This is a genomic window from Thermomonas sp., from assembly GCF_041919455.1.
GTDB lineage: Bacteria > Pseudomonadota > Gammaproteobacteria > Xanthomonadales > Xanthomonadaceae > Thermomonas.
The window spans coordinates 21015-42023 of the sequence record NZ_JAYRTQ010000014.1 but is presented as its reverse complement, the minus strand read 5'-3'; the positions used below and the strand labels follow the sequence as shown (position 1 = coordinate 42023).

The 21009-nt window shown below is 67.5% G+C and carries 26 protein-coding genes; 16 read left to right on the top strand and 10 right to left on the bottom strand.

Annotated features, from left to right (window positions below):
- Positions 1–134: 134 nt before the first annotated feature.
- The 6 genes from ACE3T8_RS10845 (at position 135) to ACE3T8_RS10820 (ending at position 4043) form a co-directional block, all read left to right on the top strand.
- Complete coding sequence (locus ACE3T8_RS10845) at positions 135–755, top strand: hypothetical protein (RefSeq protein ID WP_374609209.1); 621 nt, start codon at positions 135–137, stop codon at positions 753–755.
- 91 nt (positions 756–846) lie between these two features.
- Positions 847–1356 carry a DUF1993 family protein gene (locus tag ACE3T8_RS10840; RefSeq protein WP_374609208.1) on the top strand — a complete coding sequence of 170 codons (510 nt, stop codon included), beginning with the start codon at positions 847–849 and terminating at the stop codon, positions 1354–1356.
- Position 1357: 1 nt separating this feature from the next.
- The gene (locus tag ACE3T8_RS10835; RefSeq protein ID WP_374609207.1) at positions 1358–2023 is read left to right on the top strand and encodes a YceH family protein; all 666 of its coding nucleotides are present in this window, start codon (positions 1358–1360) and stop codon (positions 2021–2023) included.
- Between the two features lie 94 nt (positions 2024–2117).
- On the top strand, positions 2118–2570 hold the full coding sequence (locus ACE3T8_RS10830; protein WP_374609206.1) for a nuclear transport factor 2 family protein: 453 nt from the start codon (positions 2118–2120) through the stop codon (positions 2568–2570).
- A gap of 210 nt (positions 2571–2780) precedes the next feature.
- Positions 2781–3575, top strand: coding sequence for an alpha/beta hydrolase (locus ACE3T8_RS10825; protein WP_374609205.1), 795 nt, complete (start codon positions 2781–2783; stop codon positions 3573–3575).
- 117 nt (positions 3576–3692) lie between these two features.
- Positions 3693–4043: a hypothetical protein gene (locus tag ACE3T8_RS10820; protein ID WP_374609204.1), complete on the top strand. Its 351-nt coding sequence runs from the start codon at positions 3693–3695 to the stop codon at positions 4041–4043.
- Positions 4044–4050: 7 nt separating this feature from the next.
- Here ACE3T8_RS10820 and ACE3T8_RS10815 read toward each other — a convergent pair whose 3' ends face one another.
- Positions 4051–4800 carry a hypothetical protein gene (locus ACE3T8_RS10815; RefSeq protein ID WP_374609203.1) on the bottom strand — a complete coding sequence of 250 codons (750 nt, stop codon included), beginning with the start codon at positions 4798–4800 and terminating at the stop codon, positions 4051–4053.
- A 97-nt stretch (positions 4801–4897) separates the two neighbouring features.
- Positions 4898–5566 carry an NAD-dependent epimerase/dehydratase family protein gene (locus ACE3T8_RS10810; protein ID WP_374609202.1) on the bottom strand — a complete coding sequence of 223 codons (669 nt, stop codon included), beginning with the start codon at positions 5564–5566 and terminating at the stop codon, positions 4898–4900.
- 136 nt (positions 5567–5702) lie between these two features.
- Between ACE3T8_RS10810 and ACE3T8_RS10805 the strand changes: the two genes are divergently transcribed.
- Positions 5703–6479 carry an SDR family NAD(P)-dependent oxidoreductase gene (locus ACE3T8_RS10805; RefSeq protein ID WP_374609201.1) on the top strand — a complete coding sequence of 259 codons (777 nt, stop codon included), beginning with the start codon at positions 5703–5705 and terminating at the stop codon, positions 6477–6479.
- 10 nt (positions 6480–6489) lie between these two features.
- Here the strand turns inward: ACE3T8_RS10805 and ACE3T8_RS10800 are convergent, their stop codons facing one another.
- The 4 genes from ACE3T8_RS10800 to ACE3T8_RS10785 are packed head-to-tail and all read right to left on the bottom strand — an operon-like array spanning position 6490 to position 10440.
- Positions 6490–7659, bottom strand: coding sequence for a diguanylate phosphodiesterase (locus ACE3T8_RS10800; RefSeq protein ID WP_374609200.1), 1170 nt, complete (start codon positions 7657–7659; stop codon positions 6490–6492).
- Between the two features lie 43 nt (positions 7660–7702).
- A complete protein-coding gene (locus ACE3T8_RS10795) occupies positions 7703–7969 on the bottom strand; it encodes a hypothetical protein (protein ID WP_374609199.1) in 267 nt (88 codons plus the stop codon).
- Positions 7966–9270, bottom strand: coding sequence for a TFIIB-type zinc ribbon-containing protein (locus ACE3T8_RS10790; RefSeq protein WP_374609198.1), 1305 nt, complete (start codon positions 9268–9270; stop codon positions 7966–7968). The genes ACE3T8_RS10795 and ACE3T8_RS10790 overlap by 4 nt, the downstream gene beginning before the upstream one ends.
- A 21-nt stretch (positions 9271–9291) precedes the next feature.
- Positions 9292–10440: an SPFH domain-containing protein gene (locus ACE3T8_RS10785; protein ID WP_374609197.1), complete on the bottom strand. Its 1149-nt coding sequence runs from the start codon at positions 10438–10440 to the stop codon at positions 9292–9294.
- Positions 10441–10615: 175 nt separating this feature from the next.
- On the opposite strand from ACE3T8_RS10785, the gene ACE3T8_RS10780 reads away from it, so the two are divergent.
- Entirely contained in the window at positions 10616–11392 is a 777-nt protein-coding gene (locus ACE3T8_RS10780; RefSeq protein WP_374609196.1) for a hypothetical protein, read from the top strand.
- Positions 11393–11425: 33 nt separating this feature from the next.
- Positions 11426–12511: a DNA glycosylase AlkZ-like family protein gene (locus ACE3T8_RS10775; protein WP_374609195.1), complete on the top strand. Its 1086-nt coding sequence runs from the start codon at positions 11426–11428 to the stop codon at positions 12509–12511.
- Between the two features lie 21 nt (positions 12512–12532).
- Here the strand turns inward: ACE3T8_RS10775 and trmY are convergent, their stop codons facing one another.
- Complete coding sequence (trmY, locus tag ACE3T8_RS10770; RefSeq protein WP_374609194.1) at positions 12533–13126, bottom strand: tRNA (pseudouridine(54)-N(1))-methyltransferase TrmY; 594 nt, start codon at positions 13124–13126, stop codon at positions 12533–12535.
- Between the two features lie 175 nt (positions 13127–13301).
- On the opposite strand from trmY, the gene ACE3T8_RS10765 reads away from it, so the two are divergent.
- Together ACE3T8_RS10765 and ACE3T8_RS10760 are read left to right on the top strand one after the other, a co-directional pair.
- On the top strand, positions 13302–13673 hold the full coding sequence (locus tag ACE3T8_RS10765) for a hypothetical protein (RefSeq protein WP_374609193.1): 372 nt from the start codon (positions 13302–13304) through the stop codon (positions 13671–13673).
- 32 nt (positions 13674–13705) lie between these two features.
- Entirely contained in the window at positions 13706–14071 is a 366-nt protein-coding gene (locus ACE3T8_RS10760) for a DUF6164 family protein (RefSeq protein WP_374609192.1), read from the top strand.
- Here ACE3T8_RS10760 and ACE3T8_RS10755 read toward each other — a convergent pair.
- Together ACE3T8_RS10755 and ACE3T8_RS10750 are read right to left on the bottom strand one after the other, a co-directional pair.
- Positions 14019–14699, bottom strand: a complete 681-nt coding sequence (locus ACE3T8_RS10755; protein ID WP_374609191.1) for a glutathione S-transferase family protein — start codon at positions 14697–14699, stop codon at positions 14019–14021. The two genes, ACE3T8_RS10760 and ACE3T8_RS10755, sit on opposite strands and share 53 nt — an antisense overlap.
- Before the next feature lie 79 nt (positions 14700–14778).
- Complete coding sequence (locus tag ACE3T8_RS10750) at positions 14779–15399, bottom strand: hypothetical protein (RefSeq protein ID WP_374609190.1); 621 nt, start codon at positions 15397–15399, stop codon at positions 14779–14781.
- A gap of 82 nt (positions 15400–15481) precedes the next feature.
- On the opposite strand from ACE3T8_RS10750, the gene ACE3T8_RS10745 reads away from it, so the two are divergent.
- The 4 genes from ACE3T8_RS10745 (at position 15482) to ACE3T8_RS10730 (ending at position 19283) form a co-directional block, all read left to right on the top strand.
- Positions 15482–16249, top strand: coding sequence for a ThuA domain-containing protein (locus ACE3T8_RS10745; protein WP_374609189.1), 768 nt, complete (start codon positions 15482–15484; stop codon positions 16247–16249).
- A gap of 48 nt (positions 16250–16297) precedes the next feature.
- Positions 16298–16768 carry a DUF1456 family protein gene (locus ACE3T8_RS10740; protein ID WP_374609188.1) on the top strand — a complete coding sequence of 157 codons (471 nt, stop codon included), beginning with the start codon at positions 16298–16300 and terminating at the stop codon, positions 16766–16768.
- An 89-nt stretch (positions 16769–16857) separates the two neighbouring features.
- Positions 16858–17742 (top strand): ABC transporter ATP-binding protein, encoded by an 885-nt coding sequence (locus tag ACE3T8_RS10735; RefSeq protein ID WP_374609187.1) that lies wholly within the window; start codon positions 16858–16860, stop codon positions 17740–17742.
- Positions 17739–19283 carry an ABC transporter permease gene (locus tag ACE3T8_RS10730; protein WP_374609186.1) on the top strand — a complete coding sequence of 515 codons (1545 nt, stop codon included), beginning with the start codon at positions 17739–17741 and terminating at the stop codon, positions 19281–19283. Before ACE3T8_RS10735 ends, ACE3T8_RS10730 begins: the two co-directional genes overlap by 4 nt.
- Before the next feature lie 25 nt (positions 19284–19308).
- Here the strand turns inward: ACE3T8_RS10730 and ACE3T8_RS10725 are convergent, their stop codons facing one another.
- Positions 19309–20031, bottom strand: coding sequence for an rRNA pseudouridine synthase (locus ACE3T8_RS10725; protein ID WP_374609185.1), 723 nt, complete (start codon positions 20029–20031; stop codon positions 19309–19311).
- A 110-nt stretch (positions 20032–20141) separates the two neighbouring features.
- Between ACE3T8_RS10725 and ACE3T8_RS10720 the strand changes: the two genes are divergently transcribed.
- Entirely contained in the window at positions 20142–20999 is an 858-nt protein-coding gene (locus tag ACE3T8_RS10720) for a PA4780 family RIO1-like protein kinase (protein WP_374609184.1), read from the top strand.
- The last annotated feature ends 10 nt before the right edge of the window (positions 21000–21009 follow it).

Here is a 21009-nt window from a genome sequence, read left to right as displayed (position 1 = left end):
GACACGTTGCGCGACGCGTGATGCTCCCGTGCTGCCGCTTTGCCGGATCCGTCCGCATGCCCGCGTTGCGCGGCAACGGATCAACCTTGCGCGTTGCCTCCGGATCGATCCCATGCAGCGACGGGGGAGCGGACATGGCAGAGGTTGAAGTGGCTGGCAGGGAGGGCGGATGGTTGCGTTCCAGCCTGGACCTGATGGTGGCGTTCGCAGCGCTGGCGACATCGATCAGTTCGATCTGGCTCGCCTTGGCGCAGGGCGACGACATGCAGCGGCTCGTGCAGGCGCAGAGCTGGCCCTACATCGGCTTTCATTCCGGCAACTCGACGCTGGACGAGGCGTCCCACCAGCGCCTGCGCTCGCTGGGCTTCACCGTGGTCAACCAGGGCGTGGGGCCGGCGCGCGTCCGCTGGATGGAAGTCCGGGTGGATGGCGCCGCGGTGCCCAACACCACGGCGTTGATGCTGCGTGCCGCTCGACTGCCCGCGGATGCACGGATCGACCGACGCGATGTCTATACCAGCGGGATCGCGGGCCGGGTGATGCGTGCCGGCGAGGAGATCACCTTCCTGCGCTGGCATCACGCGGCGCAACGCGAGCCCGTGTGGACCGCGCTGGACAAGGCGCGTTTCGGCCGCATCGAGATCCGCGCCTGCTATTGCTCGGTCTTCGACGAATGCTGGATCAGCCACAGCGAAACGCCGGACACGCTGCGCGTCGACCAGTGCCCGACGCTGGCGGTGCCGTTCCGCGAGTGAAGGCAATGGCGAGCGGGGAGTCGCAGGATCGCTGTCACCATGTCGGCGGATGCCGGCTACCATGCCGTTCCCCACCTCCACGGAACCGCCCATGTCCCTGTCGATGCACGCCGCTTCCGTCCCCGTGTTCCAGCAGATGCTTGCCGCGCTGGCCGGTGTGCTGGCCAAGGCCGAAGCGCACGCCAGCGAACGCAAGATCGAGCCCGTCGCCTTGCTGCAGGCGCGCCTGTTCCCCGACATGTTCCCGCTGGCGCGGCAGGTGCAGATCGCCTGCGATTTCGCCGGCAGCGTGTCGGCGCGGCTCGCGGGCGTGGAGGTGCCGGCATATGAAGGCGGCGATGCCGCGTTTGCCGACCTGCAGCAGCGCATCGCCGCGACGCTGGCGTTCATCGGTGGCCTGGATGTAGCGGCATTCGAGGGCAGCGACCAGCGCGAGCTGGTGCTGCGCCCGGGCACGCCGAAGGAGCGCCGGATCGGTGGCCAGGCCTACCTGCTGGCGTACGGCTTGCCGCAGTTCTTCTTCCATGTGACCACCGCGTACGACCTGCTGCGCCACAACGGCGTCGAGGTCGGCAAGAAGGACTACATGGGCGCCTACTGACATGGAGGCCAGCGAATCCCCGCCGTTGCTCACCGCCGCCGAAGCACGCGCGCTGGGGTGCCTGATCGAGAAGGAAGCGACCACGCCCGACGTCTATCCATTGACGATCGCCGCGGTGCAATCGGCCGCCAACCAGAAGACCGCGCGCGAGCCGGTGATGGCGCTGGAGACCGGCGCGGTCAACCACGCGCTGCGCCAACTGGAGGCGAAGGGGCTGGCGAGGCAAGTGTTTTCATCGCGTGCGGAGCGCTACGAACATCGCGCGATGCAGCATTTCGGGCTGACATCGCAGCAGGTGGCCCTGCTGGGCTTGCTGCTGTTGCGTGGCTCGCAAACGGCGGGCGAGCTGCTCACGCGTGGCGAGCGGCTGCATGCCTTCGCCGACGTGGAAGGCGTGCGCCACCAATTGGAGCGGCTGGCCAGGCGCCAGCCCGCGCTGGTGGTGCAGCTGCCGCGCGGCGCGGGCCAGCGCGAAGATCGCTTCGCCCACCTGCTGTGCGGGCCGGTGGACGTGGACGCGATCGTCGTGCGCGAGTCAGGGGGAGCGGGCGAAGCGCCGGCGACCGGGCTTGCCGCACGGGTGGCGGTGCTGGAAGCCGAGGTGGCCGAACTGCGCGAGCAACTGGGGCGACTGCTGGACACGACGCAAGGCGGCTCTGCTGCCTGACTTCGGTAACAGGAAGCCGCCATCTGCCGGAAGGTGATGGCCGTTACCCTCACGCCGCGGCGTTAGCTGAAGCAATCAGCCGGGGAGTCGTCACATGCGTGCATCCAATCGAGTCCGCACCCTGTGGTTGTGCATGGGCGCGCTGTGGTGGAGCGGGGCGAGTGCCGCGGATCCTGCCGCTTCTGCCGGGGACTGCTTCACCGCGGGCTTCGAAGCCAACAATGCCGATGCCGTCGCTGCCTGTTATGCCGAGGACGCGATCATCTGGTTTCCCGGCGGCACGATGGCCAGGGGGCGGACCGCCATCCGCGACGGCTTCGCGCACTTCCTCGGCGGCTTCCTGGTGAAGGACGTCGAGATGACGACCATCGGCCATGAGGCGGTGGGCGACACGCGGGTGGCGTGGGGCACGTACGCGATCCGTGCGGTCAACAAGGAAACGCAGGCGGAAACCGTGCAGCGCGGGCGTTTCACCGACGTGCAGAAGAAGATCGATGGACGCTGGCTGTACACGGTCGACCATCCGTCGGACGATCCTGCGCAATAGGAAGCCGATGGCGTCCATGCGCGGCAAGTCGCCCGCTGGCCAATCCGCGCCTGGGTGGTAAGCTGCCGGCATCACGGCCAGGGAGTCCCGATGCGAGAATCGCTGCGCTGTCGCGTTTTCCTGCTTTGCTTGTCGCTCGTGGGTGCATCCCATGCAGCCGCGACGCAAGCACCTTCAACATGCACCGCGACCGTCACCGGCGATTTGCGCATGCATGCGCTCAAGAGCGCGATCTTCGGTAACGAACGCACGATCCGGGTGCTGCTGCCTGCAGGCTACGCGGACGCAGCCAACAAGGATCGCCGCTATCCCGTGCTCTACCTGCTCGACGGGCAGAACGTGTTCGATGCCTGCCTCAGCGACGTCAGCCACCACGAATGGGGTGCCGACGAAACGGTACGGCGGCTGGTCGCCGACCAGACAATTCCGCCGATGATCGTGGTCGGCGTGGATCACGCCGGCATGCAGCGGGCGCACGAGTACCTGCCGTACAAGGATTTCGTCGGCAACCCCGACATGGACGAGCCTGCAGGCAAGCGGTTCCCCGACTTCATGGCGCGCGAGGTGCTGCCGCTGGTGGATGGCCGGTACCGGACGCTGCAAGGCCCGATGCATACCGGCATCGGCGGCTCATCCTACGGCGGCGTGGCCAGCCTCTACGCCTTGCTGGCAAAGCCGAACGTGTTCGGCTACGGGCTGATCGAAAGCCCGGTGCTGTGGATCGGCCTGGGCCAGCTGGTGCGCGATACCAGCCCGCTGGTGGCGATGCCGCAACGCGTGTTCATCGGCTTCGGCGGCAAGGAGTCGTCCAATGCGGCCGTGAACAAGAAGATGGTCGACCTGGTGCGCCAGGTCGAAGCGAATTTCCATGCCGCCGGCTACGACGCATCGAATTTCCGCGTGGTGGTGGATGCCGCTGCCGAACACACCGAAGCGGCATGGGAGCAACGCCTGCCGGGTGCGCTGACCTTCCTCTACGGCAGCCCTGGGACGCCCGCGAAGTAACCGCGCCATGGATGTGCCCGGCACGCTGCGATCCGCTCTTCGCGCCGCGTGCGCCATCACGGCGTCTCCACTTGCGCGGGTGGACAGTCGCCCCGTCATCACCACAGGGGCATCGCCATGTCGCAATCCTTCACCGCCGGTACGCGCCGCATGCAGGACGGCAGCTTCCTTCCGTTCGTGGACGTGGTCGACCGCGACCGCGGGACCGAATGGCAACAACCGCATCCGCAGGGTTCCGTCGCGCTGGAAGCGGAGGCCGAACTGCGCTCGCTGCAGTTCGCCCAGGTCCTGCGCGAGGGCGGGCCGGTGGAAAGCCCGGCCCAGCGCTATCGCCAGTCGCGCGAGGCCGCGATCCAGGCGGAACCGCCAGCCGGCGCGGTGTTCAGCCGTTTCGTTGCCCAGCTGGACCGCCACCACAGCCTGCTGTCGGGCGCGGAGCGTCGCACCTGGATCGCCGAGGTCGCCTGACCTCGCCTTACTTGAAGATGGCGGCGAGCACGCCCTGGATCGCAAGATTGTTGCCGATCGGTTCCACGAACAGGTACGGGAGGTGGCAGGCCAGCAGCAGCCAGAAGGCCGGGTGCCTGAAGCTGCCGAACCTGCGGAAGTAGAGCAGCACCAGGGCCATGATCACCGCCATCGCCGGGATGGCCAGCTTCACCAGATTGATCCCGGTCATGTCGCCCTGGTTGGCGATGATCGCGCCGATGCCCATCATCCGCGCCAGCGCCGGCGACAGCACGAAGAACACCGACGCCATCATCCATTGCACGTGACCGGCCAGGTCGCGGCGCTTGATGGCGAAGATCGCCATGACCACGCTGACGGCGAACATGCTCACCAGCAGGACATCGATGATCACCGCGAAATAGGCGAACGTGGGGTTGAAGAAGCCGTTCGGGTCCAGCGTTGCGACATCGTCGATGTTGCGCGGGATCAGGGCATAGGCGCTGCCCGCGACCACGCCGGCCAGCAGGGTGCCGACGGCACCGAGTGATCGATGCCCCTGGATGTCGTGCCTGCGCGCGATCAGGTAGGGCTGGATCACCACCAGCACATACCAGAGCGTGGCGGAGATGCCGTGCACGTGCTGGTGGAAGGTGGCCCTCGACAGGTCCAGGTAGTAGCTGTACGAGAACCCCAGGATCGAGATCGCGAACGGCACCAGCATCCACAGGTGGAAATTGCGGTAGTCCGCGGGTGCTGCGCTGGGTGTTGCGTGCATGTCATCCCCGGTGTCGTCGCCTCCCATGAGCAAACGCAAGGCGGGAGACATCTCCCCGAGGCAACGCGACATCCGCACGAAACAGGCCGGTGCCGGGTCAGGGCGGCGCACCCGCGGCGATGCGATTGATCGTGGCGTTCTCGACCACGCGCGGCGGCTTGTCCATCGCGGCCAGCGCCAGCATGGTGCGGCCGATGGCCGCGGTGCTGGTCATCAGGCCCGGCAACAGGCGCACGCCCAGCCCCATCAGCGGGCTGCCCAGCGCGTACATCGGGCGCATCCATGCATGCGGGCTGCGTTCGCCGTGGGCGGGTTGCACGCCGCCGGGGCGGAGCATCACGGTGGAGATGGGCAAGGCCTGCAACAACGTTTCCGCTTCGCCCTTGACCCGCAACGGCATGAGCCTGCTGCGAGGATTGGCGTTGGCCCCGGAGATGTACAGGAACCGGCCCTGCGGATTGCGTCCGGCCAAGGCGCGCGCCACGTGCAGGGTCAGGTCGACGGTCACCCGCCGGTACTCGTCCGCCGCCGTGCCCACCGGTGGTGCACCGGCGCAGTAGAAGCAGGCATCCCAAGGCGCGAGTCGATCGGCGATGGTGTCGAGTGCATCGAACCGCTCGACCACCAGCGACTGCACGCGCGGGTCGTCGTGATGGACCATGCGCCTGCCCAGCAGGCCGACATGGGTCACCGCGGCGTCGGCCAGGATTTCGTGCAGCACGCCTTGTCCCACCAGTCCGGTCGCGCCCGCGAGGAGGATGCGCATGCTCGTGATCCGTCAGTCGAGTCGGGAGCAGTATCGCCACGCGGGTCGCGGTCGGCCAGCGCTGCGGGATTGCAGCAGCGATTGCGCCCGGGCGCGATCGCGTCCACCGTAGCCGCTGACCTGGGAGCACAGACGCATGCGAAGCCCCGTGGATGGCCTGGACGCGCCCGCGCAGGTGCTGGTGACCGGTGCCAGCAGTGGCATCGGCCTGGCGATGGTCGAGGCGCTGCTGGACAACCAGGCGGTGGCGGGCATCTGTGCGGTGTCGCGCCATGCGTGTGCATCGCCGGAACTGGCGGCGCTCGCACGCCTGCATGGCCCGAGGTTGCATCGCATCGATGCCGACCTGGCCACGGATGCCGGGATCGACGCAGTCGCCGTGGGCGTGCGCTCGGTGACCGGTGTCCTGCACCTGGCGGTGAATTGCGCGGGCGTGTTGCATGACGATGCGGTGCAGCCGGAAAAATCGCTGGCCACGCTGGATCGCGCGGCGTTCCAGCAGGTGTTCGCGTTGAATGCATTCGCCCCGATCCTGCTGGTGCGTGCGCTGCTGCCGCTGCTGGATGCGCGCTCGCGTTGCGTGGTCGCATCGCTGTCGGCGCGGGTGGGTTCGATCGGCGACAACCGGCTGGGCGGCTGGTACGCCTATCGCGCGTCGAAGGCCGCGCAGAACCAGTTGCTGCGCACGCTGTCCATCGAGTTGCATCGCAGCCATCCGCTTGCGACCTGCGTGCTGCTGCATCCGGGCACCGTGGACACGCCGCTGTCCGCGCCGTTCCAGTCGCGCGTTCCCGCGAATGCGTTGTTCACGCCTGCACGCGCTGCGCGCCAGTTGCTGGATGTCATCGCCGGGTTGCAACCACGCGACAGTGGTCGTTTCATCGCCTGGGACGGCCGTGACGTGCCGTGGTGACGACGCTCGGCTAGGGCAGGTAAAAGTCCGTGGAAAGCCGGTCGAACACGGGCTTGGCCAGCAGGAAGCCCTGGAACAATTCGATCCCCTCGGCGCGGAACCAGGCATATTCCTCGACCGTTTCCACGCCCTCGGCGATCAGGTCGATGCCCAGGTCGAGGCAGGTACGGGCGATGCCGCGCAGGATCGCCTGGCGCGGACCGTTGCGCTCGATCCCGCGCACCAGGTTCATGTCGATCTTGAGCAGGTCGGGCTGGAAATCGGCGAGCAGGTTCAGGCCCGCGTAGCCGGACCCGAAGTCGTCGATGGCGAAGGTCAGGCCGGAGGCGCGGTACGGGTTCATCCGTGCGGAAAAGTCGCCGGAGTCGCGGATGATCTCGCTCTCCAGCACTTCCAGCACGATCGATCCGGGCGGGATGCCGCAGCGGCCCGCTGCGTCCAGCAGCGATGAGATCGCGGTCGGCGAGTGCGCGATGTCCGACGGCTGGAAATTGATGTTGATGCGCGTGCACAGGCCCAGCCGCGCCGCTGCTTCCAGCGCGGCGATGCGTTGCCGTTCGCGCAATGCATGCATGTCCACCGGCTGGCTGCGCTGCAGGATCGACGCGGCGTTCTCGCCGCCCGGGCCGCGAATCAGCGCTTCATGGGAAAAGATCGAACGGGTGGGCGCATGCACGATGGGCTGGAACGCGAAGGCATAGCGCAGCGGCGGCAAGGTGGCGTCTTCGGCGGCAGCGACGGCGTTGGCCGGCGCCGTCCGCCAACGCCCGTCGCGGAACGCCGCCAGCAGCTTCTTCGCGCGTCCCTCGCCGATCTCGGGCAGCGATCCGCCGCTCGCGAAGAAGTCATTGGCGCCGACGATCCCGTCCAGGTCGTCGCGGGTCATTTCCGCATGCCCCATCGTCCACTCGCCGAATGCGCGGGTGGCCACGGGCTCGCGGATGATCACGGTGACATGGTCGTGGCGGGGATCCGCGCTGATCCGCGCGAACAGGCGTTCCACATCGTCCGGCGCGCCCTCCAGCACCTGGAAGAAGCTGCCATCGACATGCAGCAGCATCCCGGTGATGCCGTGGCGCTCGTTGTGCAGGCGTGCGCCGGCCAGAAGCGCGGCCAGCTCCTCGCGGCCCAGGGGCCGCGGTGCGGCGCTGCAATAGATCAGGTGGATCAGGTTGCTCAATGCGTGCACCTGTTTTGCTTGCCCCGATTGGCGGCGGAGGGGATCAGCTGCCGTCGTCGCGGATCCGCTGCACCCGTTTGCGGTACTCGCGCAGGTTGTCGCCCTGGATCCGCGATTCGCGGGTGCCCTTGATCTCGTCGACCTTGCGGTCGCGTTCCGCGCCGGTCACCGGCTTGGCATCGACCACGGTCTCGCGCTCGAAGGCGTGCGACTTGTCGGTATTGCGGTAGTAGCGATACAGCATCCAGTACAGGCCGGCACCGCCCGCCGGGCCGAGCAGGAGCAGGGCCAGGCCACCATCGTCGCTCATGAGGAACTCCCCAACATCCAGAGTGCAATGCCTTCCAGGAAGGTGCCAACGGTGATCGCGGCCAGCAACAGCTTCCACTGCTGCACCGGCACGCTGCCCATGGTTTCGCCGGTGCGGCCGTTCACCGCGATGTAGTGCAGCATCCCGCCCTTACCGCCCTGCTGGTAGGAGTACAGCCACACGGGCAGGTACATCGCCACCCAGCGGGTGCCGTGCACGTCCAGGCGTTCCTGTTCCCAGCGCACGCCGCGGTCGAAGCGGTTCACCGATTCCTCGACCTGGCAGCGCGCGATCGACAGCAACTGGTCCTCGAGCCGCGGGCGCAACTGCTCCACGTCGGTGTCGCGCTTCTCCGAGGTATAGCCGGACAGGTAGGACGCGTTCCACTTCACCGCGTTCTTGGTGTCGAACGGCAGGATCGTGTTGATGATGTTGTTGGTGTTGACGCCGGTGTCCAGGTTGCCGCGCTCGGTGGAGGACTCCAGCGGCAGGTCGTCGACGGTGAAGTCCACGTGCCGTTCCACCCGGTAGATGTCGGCGTCGTAGTAGGTCTTCTTCTTGTCGCCGCTGCCCTGGGTGTAGCGGCGCGTCTCGATCTCGCCCTGGCCGGCCACGTCCGCGCTGGCCTTGCCGTCCACGATCATGTACGGCAGGTACACGCCGACCACGTTCTCCGGCGTGAACTGTTCCTTGAATTCCTTCAGCGCGAACATCCGCCGCTTGTCCACGAACTGGCGGATCCGCGCGACCGCATCGTCCTTCTTGATGTGGAAGGGCAGCACCGCGTCGGGCACCGCGCCGTTCGCGACCTGCTCGTTGACGCCGAACACGTGGCGGCACCAATGGCAGCGTGCGGTCATCGTGCTCTCGGTGTTGACCGTGACCTCGGCGCCGCAGCCGGTGCACTTGTAGGTCATCAGGCTGGAGACATCGTCGTCGATGTCGCGGGCGCCCGAGGCCATGATCGTGCCGGCCAGGTCGTCCAGGCCCTCGCCGAAGCCGAATTCCTCCTCGACCCGCTGCCCGTGCCATTCGTTGCGGCAGTACAGGCAGACCAGCAGGTCGGTGCCGGGCCGCTGCCTGATGTCGGTGGCGCCGCACTTCGGGCAGCGGTTGGCGCCGTCCTTGAGTTCTTCCGCCGACGTGTCGATGGCGACCGGATCGGGCGCCAGCAATTCATCGCGGATCGGCGGGGGCAGGGTGGACGGATCGATGCCGAACTGCCCCGGCAGCGGCGGCACGTCCTGCGGCGATCCGGGGCCGCTGGGCGGCACCGGTGGCGGGGTGTTGGCGTTCGACATGGTGGTTGCGCGGTTCCCGGTTTACAGTCCCAGCGCCTTGGCCTTGAGCGCGTCGTAGTCGTCCTGGGTGATCAGGCCCAGGTCGAGCATCTCCTTGGCCTTCTTGAGCTTGGCGATCGGATCGTCGGCGGCGGGCGCGGCCGGTGCCACCGGCTGCTGCATGTTGCCGACGCCCATCATCCCGCTGGCCATGCCGATGCCCATCAGGCCGGCGGCACCGCCGGTCTCGCCCGCGGACTGGATGCCCTGCGCCACGCTGGCCTGCAGGTTGGAATTGCCGCGCGCGCCGGACAGTGCGTCCGCGCGCTGCACGGTCTTCAGCAGTTCCTTGGTGTTGGCGTCGTATTCGATCGAGACGATGGCGGTCTTGGCGATCACCAGGCCGCGATCCGACTTCCACTGGTAGCCGTTCTCGACCGCATCCGACAGGCTCTTGGCGAAGCCGATCGAATCCTGCTGCAGCTTGGTGATGCGGTTGCCCTTGGACGGGTCGTTCGTGTACAGGCTGAACGCCGGCGCCAGCGAACCGACGACTTCGTTGAACAGCTGCGCCGCCGCGGCGTTGTCGAGGTCGGTGAAATCGAACACCTTGCCGGGCTGCAGGTAGCTGGCCGGCACGAAGTTCTTCACGAACAGGATCGGGTCGACGATCTTCAGCGTGTACGAGCCGCGGGTGACCGCGCCGACCTGCGTGTTGAGGAACCCATCGTCCCAGTAGATCTCGGACTGGGTGCCGAAGCGGTTGTCCGGCAGTTCCTTCAGCGAGACGTAGAACGCCGCCTGCTGCGAGCCCGGCTGGCCGCCGAACTTGAAGCGCTCCCAGCTCTGCATGATCAGCGGGCTGACGATGCCGTCGCCGGCGAAGATCGACTTCGAGTTGATGTCGTCCGAGCGCCACTCGTAACCGCCCGGCTCGGCCACGAAGCCGGTGATCTTGCCGTCCTGGAACAGCAGCAGGCCGTAGCCTTCCGGCACCACGATCTTCGAGCCGTTGGTGATGATGTTGGAGGAACCGCTGGTATTCGAACCGCGGCCCGCATTGGTGCCCTGCGGCACCGCCGCGAACAATGCCGCCGTGGACGGCAGGCCGGCCGGGACCGTGTAGAAGTCCTTCCACTGGTCGCCGAGCATGCCGCCGACCGCACCTGCCACTGCTTGAATCAGACCCATGAGCTGTCTCCGCGATTGGGGGCTGGATACCGTACCCAGCATGACGGGCGAACTATACATTTCCGGACAGGCCGGCCGGGAAGCCGCGAGGCTGGCCGGCAGCGCGGCAACGAATGTCCAGCCGATGCCGCTGCGGGAACGGCTATGGTGGGCGTCCCGCCCGTCCCATGCTGCGATGCCCGTCACCCTGAAGCGCAACACCTGCGTCCACCTTGCTGCGCTGCTGATGCTCGCCGGCTGCGTGCAACGCGGCGACCAGGCGCCACCCGCGAATTTCCCGGCAGTCGATACCAAGCGCATGCCGGGAATGCCCGCATGCCCGGACCTGACCGGCACGTTTTCCAGCGTGGTGGATGCCGGCAGCGCACCGGAGCTTGCGCGTTTCGGGGCCTTGGTCGAAAAGGAGTCATCTGCCATCCAGTTCACCGGGCAGGGCGCGGACTTGCGGCTGGCGATGTGGTGGGCGTCGAAGGACGTCGAATCGCAGGTGTCTACGCTCGCCTGGCGCGACGACACCGAATACGTGGTGTGGTGGCGTGGTGCGCGCGAGGTGCTGTCGCGCGAGGTGAAGCCGGGGACACCCGCGATCGCGCTGGCATCGTCGGTGCCGGGGCCCACGCCGGTGCGGGCATTCAAGCTCAGCCTGGAATGCAGCGATGGCTGGCTGGCGATGTCGGATGCGCATCAGCTGGCGCGCGATGTCGGTGGCGGCCTGCTGCTGCGCGAAGACCACGAAGTCCGTCGTGTCGTACTGCCGCTCTGGGGTGGCGATGGCACCCGCGGCATCACCCTGTATTTGCGGACCGAGGCGCGCTGGGCGCGGTTCCCGCCGGCGCAACTGCCGGTGTTCCGGCCCATCGACTTCCAAACGCTGCCGGTCCCGAAGCTGCTGACGGAGCAAGAGCGGGAAGCTGCAACCGTCGCCAACGACATGCCATCGAATATCCGCTGACACCGTGTGGTGCGTTGTGCTGCAATCCACCGCATGCCCGCACCCACCCTCGACGCGTTGCGCCGTTACGCCATCGCCCGCTCGCTGTTCACGCCGACCACGCTGCCGCGCGCGATCCAGCGCCTGGGCTTCGTGCAGGCCGATCCGATCCGGTCGCCGGCGCGCGCGCAGGACCTGACCCTGCGCCATCGGGTGAAGGATTACCGGGCCGGCGACCTGGAACGTCGCTATCCGCGGCTGCAGGTGGAAGAGGATTGCCTGGTCAACTACGGCTTCCTGCCGCGCGAGCACCTGGCGCTGATGCACCCGCGCGAACCGCGAAGGGCGTGGGACGCCGCCACCCGGCGTCGCGCGGACGAGGTCCTGGCCTTCGTGCGCGAACGCGGCCCGGTGCACCCACGCCAGGTCGACCAGCATTTCGCCCATGGCCGTGTGCGCAACTACTGGGGCGGCTCCAGCAATGCGAGCACCCAGTTGCTGGATGGCCTGCACTACCGCGGCCTGCTGCGCGTGCAGCGCCGCGAGGGCGGCATCCGCGTGTATGCCGCGACCGCGCATCCGCCGACCGACGACAGCCCCGAAGGGCGGGCCCGCCGCGCCGCCGCACTGGTCGACCTGATCGTGCGCAAATACGCTCCCCTGCCGGCGGCCAGCCTGACCTATCTCGCCCGCTTGCTGGGCTATGGCGCGCCGCACCTGGCAAGCCAGGTCCGCGCTGCGCTGGCACAGGCGCGTTCGCGATTGCCGAGTTGCCGCATCGACGGCGCCACCTGGTACTGGCCCGAAGGCGAGAATCCGAACGCGCGCCGCCATGTCGTCGATGACAGCTTGCGCCTGCTGGCGCCGTTCGATCCGGTGGTCTGGGATCGCCGCCGCTTCGAACTGTTCTGGGGATGGACCTACAAGTTCGAGGCCTACACCCCGGCGGCGAAGCGCAGCTTCGGTTACTACGCCTTGCCGATGCTGTGGCAGGGGCAGGTGCCGGGTTGGGCCAATATCAGCCTGCGCGGCGGCCGGGTCGAAGCGGAATTCGGTTACGTCGCTGCCGCACCAAGGGGTCGCGCCTTCCGTGCCGCACTGGATGACGAGCTGCAGCGGATGACCGAATTCCTTGCCTGAAAGCAGGGCAGGGCGAGAACCTCAGCGCTGGTCGAGTGCGTGGTGGATCAGCACCACGCACTGCGAGGCGAACAGCATCTTCGAACCCAAGGTGAGCTTCTTCGCCCCCAGCCGTTCCAGGCTGGGGAAGATCTTCTTCGGCATCGGGATGTGGTCGGTGAGCAGGAAGCAGGGGTTGTCGGCGAATGCCTGCTCGCGGATCGGCGTGCCCTTCGGATCCATCACGAACAGCTGGTGGTCCTCGGCCAGTTCCTGCACCAGTCGTTCGAAGCTGGTGGTGCGGACGGTCACGCCGGATTCGACCGGTCGCGCCTCGTCCTTGCCCATGCCGCGCGACGCGTCCAGCGCCCTGGCGACCTTGGCCAGCAGCGAGCGTTCGTCGAAGCCGCCGATGTCGTGCATGGCATCGGCCTCGAAACGGATCGTGCGCGAGAAATCCTGGGTGCTTTCCAGGACCAGGTAGACAACGACTTCCGCGCGGTGCGATTGCGCGACGAAGATCGCGTTCATCAGCGTGTGCGCCAGGATCTCGGGATGCGCTTCCTGGCCCACGCCCGCGAGCAATTTCTGGCTGTCGGTGGGCGCCGCCCGCGCGCGAAGTACGAAAGTTCGCATGTATGTTCCGTCGAGTCGCCGCGCGCCGCGCGTGGCATGCCTGCATCCATTGTCCGTGCAAATGCAGCCGCATGACATCCCCGCGCTGCAGCTGGCAGAAATCAGGTTGTCCGTTGTCACGGTGTTTTCATTCGATGGGTTAGGGTCGAGCTTTCCCACTCGCATCGGAGTTCGCATGTCCTTCCCCTTCGCTCGCGGCATGCAGGCTGCAGTCCTCGTCGTTGCGCTTGCGGCTGCAGGGTGCGCCAGCGCTCCCCCGACCTCCGCGCTGACGTCGGGCAGCCAGGCCACGCTCGAGGGCGTCATCGCCTCCATCGACACCAAGCCCTGGACCTACGACGGCAATGCGATCGTGCTGGTGGACACCGCGACGCATGGCCAGGTCCCGGTGCAACTGCCGGCGCGCTGGAACCTGTGCAAGGCAGCCCCGGTCGATCTCGCTGCGATGCGCGTCGGCCAGCGCGTGCGTGCAGTGGGCAGCGTCACCGAGGATCGCGACGTGGTGGTCTGCGAGCGCGCGGAACACCGGTTGCAACCACTGGACTGAGTTCGACACTGGCGTCCGGCTATGATCCGCGCATGGCCAAGCTCCTGCTCAACCTGCGCAACGTTCCCGACGACGAAGCCGACGACGTGCGCGAACTGCTCGATGAGAACGGCATCGCCTGGTACGAGACCAAGCCGGGCCCGTGGCGGATTTCGGTAGGCGGCATCTGGATCAGCGAGGATGCCGCGATCGTGGAAGCCAAGCGCCTGATGGCCGAGTACCAGCAGGCGCGCGGCGAGCGTGCCCGCGCCGAATATGCCGCCGCCGTGCGCGACGGCACCGCGGAGACGTTCTTGTCGCAATTGCGTGCCGAACCGTTGCGGGTCGTGCTGACGGTGGTGGCGATCATCCTGTTGCTGGGCTTGGTGGCGTTGCCGGTCCTGCTGCTGCGCGGTTGAACACCGCGAGTTGCGCCTGGAAGGCGCGCTGGTAGGCCGGACGCGCTTCGCCTCGGGCCACGTAGGCGGCGAGATGGGGATAGTCCTCGACCACGCCGTGGCCATCGAGGCGGCGCAGCACCGTGACCATCATCAGGTCGCCCAGGCTGAAGTCGCCATCGAGCCAATCGGTATCGCTTAGGTGCGCGGACAGTTGGCCCAGGCGTGTGCGCACGCGCTCCTCCAGCATCGGATGCCGCTGCTCGAACCAGGGCTTGTCGCGCTCGAACAGCTTGGACATGCCGTATTCGACGATCGGCGGTTCCATCGTGTTGAGCGCGGCGAACAGCCAGGCCATCGCGCGTGCGCGGGCATTCGCGCCTTCCGGCAACAGGCCGAGGTGCCGCTGGGCGATGTGGAGCAGGATCGCGCCCGATTCGAACAAGACCAGGTCGCCTTCCTCGTAGGTCGGGATCTGCCCGAACGGATGCAGCGCGAGGTGCGCGGGTTGCTTCATCGCGGCGAAGGAGACAAGGCGTACGTCGCACGACTGTCCCACTTCTTCCAGCGCCCAGCGTATGCGCATGTCCCGGGCGAGCCCGCGGCCGCGGTCCGGGGAACGTTCGAAGGCGGTGATGGTCGGGTTCACGTGGACTCCTGCGGTCATCGAAGCGGGCTGTCCATCAACCGACGTATCGGCGCGCATGGAATCGACAGGGGGACATGACTCAGGCGGTGATATGCACGCCGCCGAACACGGCGTCGGTGAAGACCAGTGCATGGCCACCTTCGAACTGCACGCTGAGGCTGTCGTAGTCGCCGGGTTCGTACACGCTGCCGGTGACCACCGCTTTCACCAGCGGCGATAGCTCCGGGACCTGGCAACGCCCCAGGTGCAACATCCGCAGCAGGGCGTGGCGACCGTCGGCCAGGGTGAAATCCAGGTCGAGCGCAGTGGCGTAATTGCGATCGAAGCGCATGCCCAGCCATTGCCCGCCGACCAGATCGTCCAGATCGGCACGGATGGCAGGTGGCTTGATGCGCGGTCGGTCGAAGCCGGCGTCCTGCGGATCTTCGCAGGCGAATCCCTGCGCGAAGAACCAGTCGGCCAAGGCGTGGACCGGCGCGTCGTCGCCGACGCCATGCATCGCCCAGTGGAGTTCGTCGGGACGGATGTGCAGCTCGCCGATGGGGAAGCCTTCGATGCAGCCCTGCCTGGCATCACCGACCAGTCGCGCTCCCGGGTACTCGGCCTGCAAGGCGTCGAACAGCGCCTGGCGCGCGCCCAGCAGGGCGGTTTTCGATCGCGATCTGGGCTTGTAGGGTTTCAGGAACAGATCGAGGGCCATGTGCGGGGACGTTGGCGCGGGACGATCCCCGCGCGTCGCACGTTAATGCAAAACCCGCGACCTCCGGATTTATAGTCCGCCGATGGACATGCGACGCGTGCTTGCCGTGCTGCTCACCCTGCTGGTCGCGACCTTGACCGGTTGCGCGGGGCGCGAGCGGCATTCGAGGTCGCCGGAACCCACTGCAGCGCCGATGCGCATCCTGGTGTTCACTCGCACCACTGGCTGGCGGCACGATTCGATCCCGGTCGCCATCGACACCCTGCGCGAACTCGGTGCCGAGGCCGGGCTGCAGGTCGAACACAGCGAAGACCCGGCACGGTTCGATGCCGGCACGCTGGCGCGCTATCGCGCCGTCGTCTTCGCCAACACCACGCTGGACGTGCTGGATGCGTCGCAACAACAGGCATTCGAACGCTTCGTTGGCGCGGGCGGCGGCTACATCGGCATCCATTCCGCTGCCGATACCGAATACGACTGGCCCTGGTACGGCGAGCTGGTCGGCGCGTGGTTCGACAGCCATCCGCCCGGCCTGCAGGCATCGCCGGTGCGCTTCGAAGCGGGCCATGCGCTGCCCGGCAGCGCCGGCTGGCAGGTACGCGATGAGATCTACAACTATCGCCGGAACCCGCGCGCGCAAGTCGACGTCATCGCCAGCGTCGACGAATCCGCGTATGCCGGCGGCAAGATGGGCGCCGACCATCCCATCGCCTGGTGCCACGCACGCCTGGGCGGACGCGCCTGGTACACGGGACTGGGCCACGACATCCCGCTGTATGCGGATCCGCGTTTCCGCGCACACCTGCTGCGCGGTTTGCGCTACGCAACCCACCAGTCGGACGACTGCTGAGGACGCACTCGGTAGACTGATGGCCATTTCCGCGCGCAGGCCTGGCCCATGATCAACAACGACATCCTGCGCAGCATCCGCTACATGCTGGATCTCAGCGACAACAAGGTGATCGAGATCATCCGCCTCGCGGATCCCGAGTTCGCGATCGAGAAGGACGAATTGCGTGGCTACCTGCTGAAGGAAGACGAGCCCGGCCATGTCGCCTGCAGCGACCGGGTGATGGCGTATTTCCTCGATGGCCTGGTCATCCACCGGCGAGGCCGCGATGAATCGCTACCGCCGCGCCCCGTGGAAAAGCGGATCAACAACAACGTCGTGCTGAAGAAGCTGCGGGTGGCCTTCCAGTTCACCGACGTGGACATGCACCAGGCTTTCGCCGATGCGGGCTTCCCGGTCTCCAAGCCGGAGCTGTCGGCGCTGTTCCGCCAGCCGGGGCACAAGAACTTCCGCCAGTGCGGCGACCAGCTGCTGCGCAATTTCCTCAAGGGCCTGACGTTGCGGGTGCGTGGCGCCTGAGTCCCCGGAAACCAGCCCTGACGATCGGCACATGCTTTGGTGTGTTACTTCACTAACATACCAACGCATCTAGGTCGGAATGGGCGGGCATGGCGTCGGAATTGGCACTGGAGTCGGTGGGTTACCGCTATCGCGGCGGCCATGACGCGGTCGTGGGGGTGGGATTGACGATGGCCCCCGGCATCGTCGGCCTGCTGGGGCCGAACGGCGCCGGCAAGTCCACCTTGATGCGGGTGCTGTCGACCCTGGCCAAGCCCACCAGCGGGCGGGTGCTGTGGCGGGGCGAGGACATCGCCCGCACGCCGGACGTGCTGCGTCGCGAGCTTGGCTACCTGTCGCAGGATTTCGGCGTGTACGAGGCGCTGTCCGCACGCGAGTTCCTGGCCTTCCTGTCGGCGGTGAAGGGCTTGCCATCGCGAACGGTGGCGGCGCGCGTGGACGAATGCCTGGAGATGGTCGGGCTGGTCGATGTCGCCGATCGACGCCTGGGCGGTTATTCCGGTGGCATGCGCCAGCGCGTCGGCATCGCCCAGGCCCTGCTCAACGACCCGAAGCTGCTGATCGTCGACGAACCCACGGTCGGCCTGGATCCGGAGGAGCGGGCGCGCTTCCGCCACCTGCTTGCGGAACTGGCCGGCGAACGCCTGGTGATCCTGTCGACGCACATCGTGTCCGACATCGAAGCCAGCGCCGGCACCCTGGCGATCATGAGTGGCGGGCAGCTGCGCTTCCACGGCACGCCGGAAGCGCTGATGGCCCAGGCCGAAGGCCATGTCTGGCAGTGGACGCTGCCTGCAGAGCAGCTGGCCGAGGCACGCGCAACGTTGCGCATCAGCCGCGCGCAGCGCCGCGCGCACGGCGTGGAGGTGCGCGTGGTGGGCGATGAAGCCCCTGCACCGGATGCAATCCAGGTCGCGCCGGATCTTGAAGACGCCTATCTGTGGCTCCTGCATCGCAGCGGCGCGCAATCGTGAGCGGTGCGTGCGCCGTCGCCGCCATCCTTGCCACCGACCTGCGCCAGCGCCTGCGCACGCCGCGCTTCTGGTTCCTGATCGCGGGCCTGGCCGCATTGATGTGGTGGTGCTTCCCCGCCGTCGACCGCGACTACCTGACGGTGTCGGTGGGCGAGGGCATGCGCGGGCGTTACTCCAGCGCGTGGATCGGGATGGTGTCCGCGCTGATGTACAGCTCGACGCTGTCGCTCGCCGGGTTCTACCTGGTGCGCGGCACCGTGGTGCGCGACCTCGAAACGCGCACCTGGCAATTGCTGGTGGCGACCACGATGAGCCGCGGCGGTTACCTGCTGGCGAAGTGGCTGAGCCACATGGTGGTGTTCGCGTTGCTGATCGGCGCCGGGCTCGCCGTGGGTCTTGTCGCGCAGGTGTTGCGCGCGGAAGACCTGCGCATCGACCTGCTGGAACTGGTCAAGCCGGTGCTGGTGCTGACCCTGCCGTCGCTGGCGCTGACCGCTGCGTTCGCGGTGTGGTTCGACCTGGTGCCGTGGTTGCGGCGCAGCGCGGGTAACCTGCTGTTCTTCGTGGTGTGGGTGATGTTGCTGACGTTCGGCGTGTCGCAGGCCGAGCAGGCGCCGGGCGCGGCGTTGCCATGGCCTGGCGATCCGCATGGCCTGCTGGTCGCCGAATACGACCTGTCGCATGCATGGCCGGCCGTGGACGCAGGCAAGGAACTTGGCCTGAGCGTCGGCTCGCAGGCGCTGGAGGGCAAGGCGCCGGTGCTGCTGGACTGGACGCATTGGCAGCTCAGCGCCGCGACCCTGCAAGGACGCGCTGCCTGGTTGGGGCTGGCGTTGGTTTTGCTGGCGCTAGCCGTGCCGTTCCTCGACAGATTCGCGGCGCACGTCGGCAACCCGCGCAAGGCACATGACGATGGTGCCCGCCTGCGCTGGCTGGACGCGGCGCTCTCACCGCTGCAGCGCGGTAGTTTCGGGACATTGCTGGCCGCGGAATTGCGACTGGCATTGCGGCCGCGTCGGGCCTGGTGGTGGTTGGCGCTGCTGGTCACGCTGGGCGTGCAGGCGTTCGCGCCGGAGAAGGCGATGGCGGTCGCGATCATCGTGGCCTGGGTGCTGGCGATGGATCTGTTCGCGCGGCTGGTGCTGCGCGAACACGAGACCCACACCACAGCCCTGGTGTTCACTGCGCCCGGCATGCGCGCGAGGCTGCTGCAGGTGCGCGCGATCGTGGCCGTCGGCCTGGCATGGCTGCTGGTGTTGCCGGCCTTGTTGCGCCTGGCGGCGGTGCATCCGCAGGCCGCGGTGGCCACGCTGGTCGTCGGCGTCTCGCTGGCCTCGTGGGGAATGGCGACCGGCGTGCTGTTCCGCAACGGCCGCATGTTCGAACTGGCGTTGCTCGCGCTCGCCTACATAGGCGTGCAGGGCGGGCTGCTGCTGAACGTCGCGGTGGCGCCGATGGAAACACTGCGCTGGCACCTGCTCGGATTGCCGCTGGCCCTCGCCATCCTGGCAATCGGCTGGCGACGGATGGAAACACGCTGAGCGGATGCCTGTGGTCGTTGGCGGCTCAGAAGCGCTCGCCGACCGGCAGGTATCGCCACACGCCGACCGGCATCTTCGCCAGGGAGACCTTGCCGATGCGCAGGCGGCGGATCGCCACCACGTCCAGCCCGACCTGCTTGCACATGTCGCGCAACTGCCCGCCTTGCACGCCCTTCAGGGCGAAGCGCAGGCGGACCTCGTTCTGCCAGCTGACCTTGCACGGCGGCAGCGCACGACCGTTGTAGTGCAGGCCGTGGTTGAGCTTGCGCAGGCCGTACGGGGCGATGTCGCCGCTCACCTCGACCACGAATTCCTGCTCGATCTCGTCGCCGTCCTCGGTCAGGCGGCGCCATACGCGGCCATCCTGGGTCAGCACCATCAGGCCGCTGGCCTCGGCATCGAGCGGGACCAGCGGGGTGAGGCGGTGGAAATGCCGCTCCAGCAGGCGCACGCCGGAGGGATCCTCGGCCCAGCGTGTGTCCGGCTGGACCAGTCCCGCTGCCGCCTTGCGTCCGCTGATGGTGTCGTAGCCCACCGGCTTGTGCAGCAGGATCGTCGCCGGTTCCACGGTTTCCAGCTGTGCGGCGGGATCGATCGCCACGGTCTCGCCAGTGACCGGATACGCCGGATCCTCGATCACGCGACCATCGACGGACACCCAGCCGCCCTTGATGTAACGCTCGGCCTCGAGGCGGGAGCATCGGGCGAGGTCTGCCACGTGTTTCGCCAGTCGGATCGGATCGGGCATGCCATCACGTCGCGGGATTCAGGACAGGCAGTGTAGCGATCAGGCACTCTGTTGCCCCGGATTCACGCGTGGCGCGCCTCGCGGCACCCCGATTCCTGCTTCGAGATGCCATGAAAATCCCATCCGGGCTGCAGCCCCTCATCGACGACGGCGTGATCGACGCCGTCATGCGGCCGCTCAAGAGCGGCAAGGAAGCCGCGGTGTACGTGGTCCGCGCCGGCGACGAGATCCGCTGCGCCAAGGTCTACAAGGACATGGCGCAGCGCAGCTTCCAGCAGCGCGTGCAGTACCAGGAAGGCCGCAAGGTGCGCGGCAGCCGCGAGGCGCGGGCGATCGGCAAGGCCAGCAAGTACGGACGCAAGCAGCAGGAAACCGCGTGGAAGAACACCGAGGTCGACGCGCTTTACCAGTTGCGCGAGGCCGGCGTGCGGGTGCCGGAGCCGTTCGGGTATTTCCACGGCGTGCTGGTGATGGAGCTGGTGGTCGATGCCGATGGCCACTCCGCGCCGCGATTGGGCGAAGTGGAGCTCTCCGCGCTGCAGGCGCGCGGCTTCCACCGCTTCCTGATCCACCAGGTGCAGAAGCTGCTGTGCATCGGCCTGATCCACGGCGACCTGTCGGAATACAACGTGCTGGTCGCGCCCGACGGCCCGGTCATCATCGACTTCCCGCAGGTGGTCAGCGCCGCCGGCAACAATGCCGCACGGACGATGCTGTTGCGCGACGTCAACAACCTCACCGCCAGCCTGGGCGCTTGGGCGCCGGAGTTGCTGGACACCTGGTATGGCGAAGAGATGTGGGCGCTGTACGAAGCCGGCGAGCTGCGCCCGGACAGCGAACTGACCGGGGTGTTCGTGCACGACGAATCGTCCATCGATCTGGACGGCGTGCGCCACGCGATCAACGATGCCCGCGAGGAAGCCCTGATCCGCCAGCAAGGCCGCGAAGCCGCGGCCGAGATGGACTAGCGGCGGCGCG

What these genes read in the sequence shown, in the direction of transcription:
- ACE3T8_RS10750 (WP_374609190.1), bottom strand. Translation starts at nt 15,399, where the DNA reads ATGGCCCTCGATCTGTTCCTGAAACCCTACAAGCCCAGATCGCGATCG.
- ACE3T8_RS10775 (WP_374609195.1), top strand. Translation starts at nt 11,426, where the DNA reads ATGCCCGCACCCACCCTCGACGCGTTGCGCCGTTACGCCATCGCCCGC.
- ACE3T8_RS10815 (WP_374609203.1), bottom strand. Translation starts at nt 4,800, where the DNA reads ATGCACGCAACACCCAGCGCAGCACCCGCGGACTACCGCAATTTCCAC.
- ACE3T8_RS10765 (WP_374609193.1), top strand. Translation starts at nt 13,302, where the DNA reads ATGTCCTTCCCCTTCGCTCGCGGCATGCAGGCTGCAGTCCTCGTCGTT.
- ACE3T8_RS10840 (WP_374609208.1), top strand. Translation starts at nt 847, where the DNA reads ATGTCCCTGTCGATGCACGCCGCTTCCGTCCCCGTGTTCCAGCAGATG.
- trmY (WP_374609194.1), bottom strand. Translation starts at nt 13,126, where the DNA reads ATGCGAACTTTCGTACTTCGCGCGCGGGCGGCGCCCACCGACAGCCAG.
- ACE3T8_RS10725 (WP_374609185.1), bottom strand. Translation starts at nt 20,031, where the DNA reads ATGCCCGATCCGATCCGACTGGCGAAACACGTGGCAGACCTCGCCCGA.
- ACE3T8_RS10740 (WP_374609188.1), top strand. Translation starts at nt 16,298, where the DNA reads ATGATCAACAACGACATCCTGCGCAGCATCCGCTACATGCTGGATCTC.
- ACE3T8_RS10720 (WP_374609184.1), top strand. Translation starts at nt 20,142, where the DNA reads ATGAAAATCCCATCCGGGCTGCAGCCCCTCATCGACGACGGCGTGATC.
- ACE3T8_RS10805 (WP_374609201.1), top strand. Translation starts at nt 5,703, where the DNA reads ATGCGAAGCCCCGTGGATGGCCTGGACGCGCCCGCGCAGGTGCTGGTG.
- ACE3T8_RS10830 (WP_374609206.1), top strand. Translation starts at nt 2,118, where the DNA reads ATGCGTGCATCCAATCGAGTCCGCACCCTGTGGTTGTGCATGGGCGCG.
- ACE3T8_RS10820 (WP_374609204.1), top strand. Translation starts at nt 3,693, where the DNA reads ATGTCGCAATCCTTCACCGCCGGTACGCGCCGCATGCAGGACGGCAGC.
- ACE3T8_RS10825 (WP_374609205.1), top strand. Translation starts at nt 2,781, where the DNA reads ATGCATGCGCTCAAGAGCGCGATCTTCGGTAACGAACGCACGATCCGG.
- ACE3T8_RS10790 (WP_374609198.1), bottom strand. Translation starts at nt 9,270, where the DNA reads ATGTCGAACGCCAACACCCCGCCACCGGTGCCGCCCAGCGGCCCCGGA.
- ACE3T8_RS10845 (WP_374609209.1), top strand. Translation starts at nt 135, where the DNA reads ATGGCAGAGGTTGAAGTGGCTGGCAGGGAGGGCGGATGGTTGCGTTCC.
- ACE3T8_RS10745 (WP_374609189.1), top strand. Translation starts at nt 15,482, where the DNA reads ATGGACATGCGACGCGTGCTTGCCGTGCTGCTCACCCTGCTGGTCGCG.
- ACE3T8_RS10785 (WP_374609197.1), bottom strand. Translation starts at nt 10,440, where the DNA reads ATGGGTCTGATTCAAGCAGTGGCAGGTGCGGTCGGCGGCATGCTCGGC.
- ACE3T8_RS10835 (WP_374609207.1), top strand. Translation starts at nt 1,358, where the DNA reads ATGGAGGCCAGCGAATCCCCGCCGTTGCTCACCGCCGCCGAAGCACGC.
- ACE3T8_RS10760 (WP_374609192.1), top strand. Translation starts at nt 13,706, where the DNA reads ATGGCCAAGCTCCTGCTCAACCTGCGCAACGTTCCCGACGACGAAGCC.
- ACE3T8_RS10810 (WP_374609202.1), bottom strand. Translation starts at nt 5,566, where the DNA reads ATGCGCATCCTCCTCGCGGGCGCGACCGGACTGGTGGGACAAGGCGTG.
- ACE3T8_RS10780 (WP_374609196.1), top strand. Translation starts at nt 10,616, where the DNA reads ATGCCCGTCACCCTGAAGCGCAACACCTGCGTCCACCTTGCTGCGCTG.
- ACE3T8_RS10795 (WP_374609199.1), bottom strand. Translation starts at nt 7,969, where the DNA reads ATGAGCGACGATGGTGGCCTGGCCCTGCTCCTGCTCGGCCCGGCGGGC.
- ACE3T8_RS10735 (WP_374609187.1), top strand. Translation starts at nt 16,858, where the DNA reads ATGGCGTCGGAATTGGCACTGGAGTCGGTGGGTTACCGCTATCGCGGC.